The organism is Oleiphilus sp. HI0043, assembly GCF_001634935.1.
Map to the genome: position 1 here is coordinate 1 of NZ_LWEY01001727.1, position 1,294 is coordinate 1,294.

3 protein-coding genes are annotated in these 1,294 nt (G+C 44.0%); all 3 read right to left on the reverse strand.

The window, feature by feature from the left end; genetic code table 11:
• On the reverse strand, positions 1-250 hold a 250-nt coding region (locus A3729_RS26360), incomplete at its 3' end, for a hypothetical protein (RefSeq protein ID WP_156498151.1).
• Positions 251-274: 24 nt separating this feature from the next.
• The gene (locus A3729_RS26365; protein WP_068510480.1) at positions 275-478 is read right to left on the reverse strand and encodes a hypothetical protein; all 204 of its coding nucleotides are present in this window, start codon (positions 476-478) and stop codon (positions 275-277) included.
• A gap of 20 nt (positions 479-498) precedes the next feature.
• Complete coding sequence (locus A3729_RS26370; RefSeq protein ID WP_068510482.1) at positions 499-1,143, reverse strand: TonB-dependent siderophore receptor; 645 nt, start codon at positions 1,141-1,143, stop codon at positions 499-501.
• Positions 1,144-1,294 lie beyond the last annotated feature (151 nt).

Below are 1,294 nucleotides of genomic sequence, written 5' to 3' on the forward strand. Positions count from 1 at the left end.
CAGAATCGTTAATAATTTGGGTTAGAGAAAAAAGATTGAACGATGCCAGGTTTTCTGCGATCGAGCTACTCAACGCTTGGGCTTGGACGAGTGCTTGTTGGTTGAGGTTATGTTTTAGCAGAACGATACGCTTCTCTAACTCGGTATCAAATGCTTGCTTGTGTAGGTTTATTTGAAGGTGAGTGCTGACATAAAGCACAAGTAAAAGTGCACTAGCAATGATGAAAAGTAGTTTGTTGCGAATTCCCATGCTTAGACTTCTGTCTCCGTACAGCTACTTATTGGATAAATGCTCTCTTAAGCAGGTGAGTATATCCTCTATTTCCCAGGGCTTGCCAAAACAGGCGGCAAGATTCGCTTGTTCATAGGCTTCTTGGACTGCTGAGCTATCGGCATGACCCGTGAGTATTATCTTGATGATATCAGGGAACATGGCATGAACGTCAATCAAGAACTTATCGCCTTTGGTAACAGGCATAATGTAGTCCGAAATGATGGCTACAATCTGTTCACCATCTTTAAAGGGCCTGTACCATCGCGATACGATGCATTGAGCTTCCTTGATTGGTCACTTCCGATGCCTGCGCTTAGTGTTGTTTCTTGTGTATTCTGAGCCGTTTTGGTGATGATGTTAATTACGGCGACAAAAGCATTGGCTCCGTAGAGTGCTGAGCCAGGGCCACGGACAATTTCTACCCGGCTAATGTCATCGACAATAAAGTTGTTGTAAGAGCTTAGTGCACCACCATTTACCAGGTTGTTATTGTTAGCGTGGCCATTGATTAGAAATAATACTTTTTCACTGAAGTCTGTTTTTAGCCCTCTTATCTCGAGGGTAGACCTTCCCATATTAGTTTGGTAAACACCTAAGCCAGGTACGCGCTTTAGTGCGTCCATTAGGTTGCGCGCACCCATTCTTTTTAAGTCAGCAGCGGTAATGACGGTAACACTTGCTCCACTTTTCTTAATATCTTCCAAAGTCTTAGTTGCCGTAGAAACATAAGTCTCTGCCTGTAGCCACTGTATTTCTTCTTGTAATGGCGATACGGATTGAGCAGGGGCTAATGTTTGGGAAAGTGCTGATGCGCTAGCGGCGGCAAGAATAGCAAAGCTTATGTTTTGAAACTTTGAGCGGCGGATCATAGTGACTCCAAAATATTATTAGAATTGTCGTGGTTGATGACGTTATCTCTAGCGCGACACACCTTTCGGCGGCACGCTAGATTTTAACTATGGGAGAATGTATTGGTCTGGTTTCGCCCGCCTTCTTTAGAGGCATATAAGGCTTGGTCAG

Bases quoted from the DNA above. Each gene is read 5' to 3' on its own strand.
- A3729_RS26365 (WP_068510480.1), bottom strand. From the start codon at position 478: ATGCCTGTTACCAAAGGCGATAAGTTCTTGATTGACGTTCATGCCATG.
- A3729_RS26370 (WP_068510482.1), bottom strand. From the start codon at position 1,143: ATGATCCGCCGCTCAAAGTTTCAAAACATAAGCTTTGCTATTCTTGCC.